Origin of the sequence: Anaeromonas frigoriresistens, assembly GCF_016820655.1 — a bacterium.
GTDB lineage: Bacteria > Bacillota > Clostridia > Tissierellales > SIT17 > Anaeromonas > Anaeromonas frigoriresistens.
Genome location: NZ_WSFT01000012.1, coordinates 22,975 through 29,689, shown reverse-complemented (window position 1 = coordinate 29,689; position 6,715 = coordinate 22,975). Strand labels below are relative to the sequence as shown.

The following is a 6,715-nucleotide window of genomic DNA, read 5'->3' as shown; positions in this document are numbered from 1 at the left end:
CTTTCATAGAAGGCGCAAGCTGTTGAAAAGGAAGCCCGTCACTTCAGTGATGGGAGGTTCACTAAGAGTAGATTATTATGTCTTAAATACGTGGGACAAGATACGAAAAATAAAATAAGTAAGGAATTGATAAAGTGAAAGCGAAAATAATACCAAAATTAACAGTTATAGTGGGAATACTATTATTAATTATAGCTTATATAATTCCATATGATAGTTTAGAAAGTATAGTAGGACAAGGTCCGAGACCTATAGGACTTGTAAGTATATTTATAAATCCTATTTTAGGAATAATAGGAAGTGGCTTTAGTATATATAAAAAACAATGGTTATATCTGTTATTAAATATTATTTTGATATTTACTTTTTTTGTAATTATAGCTATGTTTGGTTTTGTATAATAGATATACAGAACTTAGTGATTCATTTTTCAAATCCAATATTCCGTTATTATTATTTATATTTTGTGTCGTAGTCGTAGATAAATACGAAATAAATATTATTTAAAATAGTATGGATAAGAGAAAGTTATAAAAGGGGGTATTTTACTATGAAGTCTGTTAAAATAATTTCATTGGGATTATTGATTTGCTTGATTTGCTTGTACTTTATGAATGAAGTTTGGGGAACATTTGGCTATGTAATTGGGGGTTATGGATTTCCAATTGGCGTAATTGTTGCCCTTGTTGGAATTTTTAGTAAAGATGAATAATCTAGGTTAATTTCAGCTTATAATGAGATTATGTGTGTATAATACGAAGTTTAGTCACTTCGCATTTTTTATAAACTACACCTTATTCTCTAATCTGAGTTTTACTCAATAGTAATTATGACAAACTCAGGAGATTTTATAGCTATGAATTCTCATAAATGGTAAAATATAGATGATGGATTAAATAGAACTCAATTGAAAATAAAACTGGCGATAGTAAAATTATGGGAAAATAAAGGAGGTTAGTAGATATGGTTATAAAAGAAAATATAAGTAATTTAAAGACATTAATTCAAAAAAACAAGTTTTTAAAAGTAATTATAATGATTTTACCATTAATATATCCTACAATATTTGTATTAAATATAAATGGTATTCTTAGTAATGAACTTTTTAATCCTATACCTTTAGTGTGGATAGGGTTTTATAGCTCTATTATTTTAATTTATTTTCTTGGTCTAAACCTAATAAACATATTATTAGTACTAATTAATGTTTGTATTATTTTAATTTTAATGTTTATATCTATGATGGGAGGAGTTGGAGCTCCATTATCCCTAACTATTAAAATGATTTTACCTTTTATACCACTTCATTGGTTGTAATTGGTTGAATTGACAGTTTAATATCTTCTTTATTTTCGTAATTAGATTTTATGACTATTAGAATCAAAATATAAATATGAATTTGTCACAATGTAGATTATGACAAACTCAGAGAAATCTGCATAGCTATTGATACTACTCGGATAGAGTGCTTTTTGCATTCTATCCTTTCTATTTTTTACCCTTTGAGTTTGTCATAATTAAAATTCTAGCTATATTATGACAAATCAGACCTTACTTAAATAATATCAACAATATAGACTAACACAGCCTTTTATTTTAATATATCTATAAAATGTATGTTCTAATTTATTAATAATCTATATTAGCATTAGCTTTGTTTATCCGTATCTTTTTTTATATTAAATATAATGATTATACCTAATGCCATTATAGGAATTCCTACTAGGAATTTAATTAGGGTTTCATCGATTAAATACTCAGATAACATAACTACAATAAAGGTAAATAATCCTGATAATAAAGCTCTTGTATTTTTAGACATAATTACACCTCCAAAATATTTCTCCTTTTCATATTAATTCCTTTTGAATCTATTATATAATACTTTTGAATTTTATGGAAAATAAATTTGGGTATCAATTAAATATTAAGTTTTGACAAAATAATATATAAATCTTCCTATTATATTGACATATTATATACCGTAAGATACAATACTATAGTTATATATGTGAACGAGAGAATTGTTACGACTAAACTAAAGGAAAATGAGGAGGTAAAGCTATGTCATCTACTAAATATATTTTCGTTACTGGTGGAGTTGTTTCATCATTAGGAAAAGGGATAACTGCTGCATCACTAGGACAACTTTTAAAAAGTAGAGGGCTTGAGGTTACTATACAAAAATTTGATCCCTACATAAATGTGGATCCAGGAACTATGAGTCCTTATCAACATGGAGAAGTTTTTGTTACAGACGATGGTGCAGAGACAGACCTTGACCTAGGCCATTATGAAAGATTTATTGATATAAATTTAAGTAAGAATAGCAATGTAACTACTGGTAAAGTATACTGGTCAGTTATTACAAAGGAAAGAAGAGGAGATTACCTTGGAGGAACAGTTCAAGTAATACCTCATATAACTAATGAGATTAAAGATAGAGTTTATAGAGTATCTAAAGAGAAAAAAGTAGACGTAGTTATAACGGAAATTGGAGGGACAGTAGGAGATATTGAGAGTCTTCCTTTCCTAGAAGCTATAAGACAAGTTAAATATGATGTAGGTAGAGAAAATGTAATGTATCTACATGTTACATTAGTTCCATACCTAACAAAAGCTGGAGAAATAAAGACTAAGCCAACACAACATAGTGTAAAGGAACTTAGAAGTATAGGTATCCAACCTGATGTGATAGTATGTAGAACAGAGCATGAATTATCTCAAGAAATAAAGGAAAAAATAGGCTTGTTCTGTAATTTAGACCATAATAATGTGGTTCAGAATTTAGATGCAGAAACATTATATGAAGTTCCTCTATGGCTTGAAAGAGAAGGGCTTCCTCAAATGGTTGCAAAGAGGTTAAACCTTGATGTAAAAGAGCCAGATTTAACTGAATGGACAGAAATGGTTAGAAAAATGAAGAATCCTAAGGATAAAGTTAAGATAGCTTTAGTAGGTAAATATGTAGAGTTAAAAGATGCATACCTTTCTGTAGCAGAGTCTTTAAGACATGCAGGAATCGCTAATGAAGTTGAAATAGATATAGATTGGGTTCATTCAGAAGAGATAGATAACGGAAACTGTGAAGAGATATTAAAGGATGCTGATGGGATATTAGTTCCTGGTGGTTTTGGAGATAGAGGTATAGAAGGAAAAATATGTGCTATTAAATATGCTAGAGAAAACAAGGTTCCTTTCTTAGGTATATGTCTAGGTATGCAAATGGCAGTAGTAGAATTTGCAAGGAACGTATTAAATCTATCTGATTCTCACAGTTCTGAATTATTGCCATCCACTACTCATCCAGTAATTGATATTATGCCAGAGCAGGTAGATATTGAAGATATGGGCGGAACAATGAGACTTGGATTATATCCATGTAAGATAGCAGAAGGTAGTAAATCTAAAGAAGCCTATAGTGAAGACTTAGTATATGAAAGACATAGACATAGATATGAGTTTAATAATCAATATAGAGATAGATTAGAAGCAAAAGGTATGGTTATAAGTGGAGTATCTCCTGATGAGAGATTAGTTGAAATCGTAGAGATAAAAGATCATCCATGGTTTGTAGCTAGTCAATTCCACCCAGAGTTCAAATCTAGACCTACAAGAAGTCACCCATTATTTAGAGATTTTATAAAAGCATCATTTGAAAATAAAGGAAAATAATAGTAAAATATAAGAGACATTACTTAATGGTAATGTCTCTTTTTTAGTATTCAGATTAGATCATTTTAAAACAAAGATCCTTCGCTGTGCTCAGGATGACAGCATAAGTTGCTGTCCCTCTGGATAGAGGAATGGTTGTCACTCTGAGCTTGCCGAAGAGTCTTAAAAATATAATAGGGGAGGAATACAATGAAATATGCTAAAACACTACCTGAAGGTAGCGAAGAGAAGAAAAGAGAATTACTCAGTAATGGATGGAATACATTAAAGGAACCAGATAGTATAAGAAAAATGATATTGTATTCAATACCTTTTATGATCATTAATATAGCTATAACTATATTAATGATCAATATAGTATCTCCCTTTACATTAGAAGAATTTGGTATTATGGAATCAGGAGTAGAAATTACATTAAACTTTTTTCATCTACTAGGTTTAATATTAATGACTTCTATACATGAACTTATGCATTTAGTATTTGTTCCTAACTTCATAAGATCAGATAAAACATATATAGGTCTTACTCTCTTTGAAGGCTTTGTTCACACTGAAGAAAAAGTGAAAAGAAATAGATTCATACTTATATCCCTTGCTCCATTTGTGATTTTGTCTATCATACTACCTTTAGTATTAGTCCCTTTAGGACTACTAACTACATCATTAAAAGTATATATGATATTAAATGCAGCAGGGGCATCGGTGGATGTGTTGAATATATTATTAATATATCCTCAAGTACCGTCAAAGGCTTTAATAACAAATAATGGTATAAAAAGTTATTGGAAAGAATGCTAAAGTATAAGATACTTCATTTCATTCAGGATGACAATACATAGTGATTATTAATTTTGTCATTCTGACCAGAGGGAAGAATCTTATCAATGTAGTTCAACAGAATATACATATAAGGAGATATAAAAGATGAAAAAAACATGTATTCATTGTCAAACAGAAATGATAGAAGATTGTAGTGTTAATGTTGAAGGTGGTATGTATGGAATTAAGATTAAAAAGAAGAGTAAAGGTTTTTTAAATAGTATATCAGCTAAACCTAAAGCTGCTGTATGCCCTAATTGTGGATATGTAGCTTTATATATTGATGAATATAAAGAATTTATCGATTGATAATAATGGAGGTAAAGTTAATTGGATTAATATTAGGCATAGGAGTAGGGCTAGTTTTTGAGTAAAGGTAATAAAAATCTATTAAAATATATAGGTATTCTATATTTATCAGTTTTAACTACATATAAAATACCCCATGACTCCTATTCAATAGCTGAATACATCATTAGACCCATAAAAATAGGAGGAGGAACTTTGTATCTGTGGGGAGTAGCTCCTTTAATATTATTTATAGTAGGCTTTTTGGGTTTAACTAGATTGGATAGATATAAGAACAGAAATAAATTAATAGTGTTTTTATTCATAGTAATATTTATACTTCCAATAATGAAATTAACATTAGATGTAGCACGGACAAACTATCACTGGATAATGGGAGATGAATTAGAAAGTATAGAAATAGAAGATTCTGATCTACATATATCCCGGATCAATAACGAAGCATTTCTACAACTTAATATACAGTTAAAAGATTTTAATAAAAATGAAAATAAATTTAAAATAAGACTTTACTATCCAAAAGACATACAAGAATATATAGGAAAAGAACATGTTGACTTGGAAGCCTACCATTTTACCTATGGAGAAAGAAGTTCTTCTAGTATAAATGAAACTATAGATATAGACTTAGATAGTAGGACTCTGGATAAAATTGAGGCAGACTATAATTGGCAAGACCAGGACTATAAAATAGAAATATATAATGAAAATGAAGAAGTGATGAATATAGTCCGGGGTGATAAGTGAGGCGTTATTATTTAATAACCTTAATTATGAGTTGTATAAATGTAAACTATTCAAAATAATGATAAACATTGGTATAAAGACTCATTGGAAAGAAAACTAAAAAGATAAGACTATTCAATAATCTTATCTTTTTTTCTTTTATTTATAATACGGTTTATAAGTAATCCAATAAATATAATTACTCCAAAGAGGATCATTACATAACTATGTATTTTAATGGTAGGTCCAAAATTAGGAATAGACCAGAATATTAACATAAATAGACCCACTGAAATCATTCCACTTATCCACAGTATAAAAAACTCCGTAATAGATTTCAAGTTTTTAAATATTGACCATTTGATAAAATTAATAATTAAATATAATAAAGTAGTAGCTAATATAATTGAAAGTATTGATTCTAAAAGCAATGAACCTATGAATATTTCTTTTGTTAGAACATTCAAATCTACTACAAAATAAATAAATAAATCACCTATTCCGGAAAATAATAAAGCACTTGCGATGAACACTAATAATCCTGATGATAATAATGACATTGTATCCTTTAAATTTATCTTAGGCAACTCTCTAACAATCTCATCAGCATATTCCTTTGGATTATCTCCAAATACTTCTTTTGCTGATTTTCCCTTGTACTGAGCATCTAATAAATGATCGAGTAGTTCTGATAATATCTCTTCTGTTTCCAGCTCTCTCTTGGCTAATGATACACGAATGTATATTAATATCTTTTCATAGTACTTTCTATTTTCTTCAGTTAATTTTTCTCTTTTTTCATTATTTAGTCTTATCAATTCTTTTGATTTCACTCTAATTCCTCCCAATTTAATAAGTTATCTACCTGATTTCTTATTTTATTCCAATTTTCTTTAAAGTCTTCTAAAGATTTAATTCCCTCTTCTGTTAAGTAATAATACTTACGATTTGGACCATTCGGAGATTTTTTCACCTCTCCTTTAATCAGTTTCTTTTTTTGGAGTCTTAACAGTACTGGATATATTGAACCTTCGCTTACATTAAGATCATATTCTTGGAGTTTTACAGATAATTCGTACCCATAAATAGGATTAATACTGATAACTTCTAATATACAACCCTCTAATATTCCCTTTAACAATTGAGTATTCTGTGTCATTTAATCACCTACCTTGTAATACAATAT

Annotated in this window: 10 protein-coding genes; 7 read left to right on the top strand and 3 right to left on the bottom strand. The window is 28.8% G+C overall.

The window, feature by feature from the left end:
* Positions 1 to 134: 134 nt before the first annotated feature.
* The 3 genes from GOQ27_RS01445 to GOQ27_RS01435 all read left to right on the top strand — a co-directional run bounded on the left by GOQ27_RS01445 (position 135) and on the right by GOQ27_RS01435 (position 1,317).
* On the top strand, positions 135 to 401 hold the full coding sequence (locus GOQ27_RS01445; RefSeq protein ID WP_203365036.1) for a hypothetical protein: 267 nt from the start codon (positions 135 to 137) through the stop codon (positions 399 to 401).
* A 149-nt stretch (positions 402 to 550) separates the two neighbouring features.
* Positions 551 to 712 carry a hypothetical protein gene (locus tag GOQ27_RS01440; protein ID WP_203365035.1) on the top strand — a complete coding sequence of 54 codons (162 nt, stop codon included), beginning with the start codon at positions 551 to 553 and terminating at the stop codon, positions 710 to 712.
* Positions 713 to 963: 251 nt separating this feature from the next.
* Complete coding sequence (locus GOQ27_RS01435; protein WP_203365034.1) at positions 964 to 1,317, top strand: hypothetical protein; 354 nt, start codon at positions 964 to 966, stop codon at positions 1,315 to 1,317.
* A 331-nt stretch (positions 1,318 to 1,648) separates the two neighbouring features.
* Here the strand turns inward: GOQ27_RS01435 and GOQ27_RS01430 are convergent, their stop codons facing one another.
* Complete coding sequence (locus GOQ27_RS01430; protein ID WP_203365033.1) at positions 1,649 to 1,822, bottom strand: hypothetical protein; 174 nt, start codon at positions 1,820 to 1,822, stop codon at positions 1,649 to 1,651.
* A gap of 242 nt (positions 1,823 to 2,064) precedes the next feature.
* On the opposite strand from GOQ27_RS01430, the gene pyrG reads away from it, so the two are divergent.
* The 4 genes from pyrG to GOQ27_RS01410 all read left to right on the top strand — a co-directional run bounded on the left by pyrG (position 2,065) and on the right by GOQ27_RS01410 (position 5,550).
* Entirely contained in the window at positions 2,065 to 3,675 is a 1,611-nt protein-coding gene (pyrG, locus tag GOQ27_RS01425) for a CTP synthase (protein WP_203365032.1), read from the top strand.
* A gap of 189 nt (positions 3,676 to 3,864) precedes the next feature.
* Positions 3,865 to 4,473, top strand: coding sequence for a DUF3267 domain-containing protein (locus GOQ27_RS01420; RefSeq protein ID WP_203365031.1), 609 nt, complete (start codon positions 3,865 to 3,867; stop codon positions 4,471 to 4,473).
* Between the two features lie 126 nt (positions 4,474 to 4,599).
* Positions 4,600 to 4,803 carry a nucleic acid-binding protein gene (locus GOQ27_RS01415; protein ID WP_203365030.1) on the top strand — a complete coding sequence of 68 codons (204 nt, stop codon included), beginning with the start codon at positions 4,600 to 4,602 and terminating at the stop codon, positions 4,801 to 4,803.
* A 57-nt stretch (positions 4,804 to 4,860) separates the two neighbouring features.
* Positions 4,861 to 5,550, top strand: coding sequence for a hypothetical protein (locus tag GOQ27_RS01410; RefSeq protein ID WP_203365029.1), 690 nt, complete (start codon positions 4,861 to 4,863; stop codon positions 5,548 to 5,550).
* 110 nt (positions 5,551 to 5,660) lie between these two features.
* On the opposite strand, the gene GOQ27_RS01405 is transcribed toward GOQ27_RS01410, so the two are convergent.
* Positions 5,661 to 6,362, bottom strand: coding sequence for a DUF1129 domain-containing protein (locus GOQ27_RS01405; RefSeq protein WP_203365028.1), 702 nt, complete (start codon positions 6,360 to 6,362; stop codon positions 5,661 to 5,663).
* Positions 6,359 to 6,688 (bottom strand): PadR family transcriptional regulator, encoded by a 330-nt coding sequence (locus GOQ27_RS01400; RefSeq protein WP_203365027.1) that lies wholly within the window; start codon positions 6,686 to 6,688, stop codon positions 6,359 to 6,361. Before GOQ27_RS01400 ends, GOQ27_RS01405 begins: the two co-directional genes overlap by 4 nt.
* Between the last annotated feature and the right edge of the window lie 27 nt (positions 6,689 to 6,715).

Bases quoted from the DNA above. Each gene is read 5' to 3' on its own strand.
- GOQ27_RS01420 (WP_203365031.1), top strand. From the start codon at position 3,865: ATGAAATATGCTAAAACACTACCTGAAGGTAGCGAAGAGAAGAAAAGA.
- pyrG (WP_203365032.1), top strand. From the start codon at position 2,065: ATGTCATCTACTAAATATATTTTCGTTACTGGTGGAGTTGTTTCATCA.
- GOQ27_RS01440 (WP_203365035.1), top strand. From the start codon at position 551: ATGAAGTCTGTTAAAATAATTTCATTGGGATTATTGATTTGCTTGATT.
- GOQ27_RS01400 (WP_203365027.1), bottom strand. From the start codon at position 6,688: ATGACACAGAATACTCAATTGTTAAAGGGAATATTAGAGGGTTGTATA.
- GOQ27_RS01430 (WP_203365033.1), bottom strand. From the start codon at position 1,822: ATGTCTAAAAATACAAGAGCTTTATTATCAGGATTATTTACCTTTATT.
- GOQ27_RS01435 (WP_203365034.1), top strand. From the start codon at position 964: ATGGTTATAAAAGAAAATATAAGTAATTTAAAGACATTAATTCAAAAA.
- GOQ27_RS01415 (WP_203365030.1), top strand. From the start codon at position 4,600: ATGAAAAAAACATGTATTCATTGTCAAACAGAAATGATAGAAGATTGT.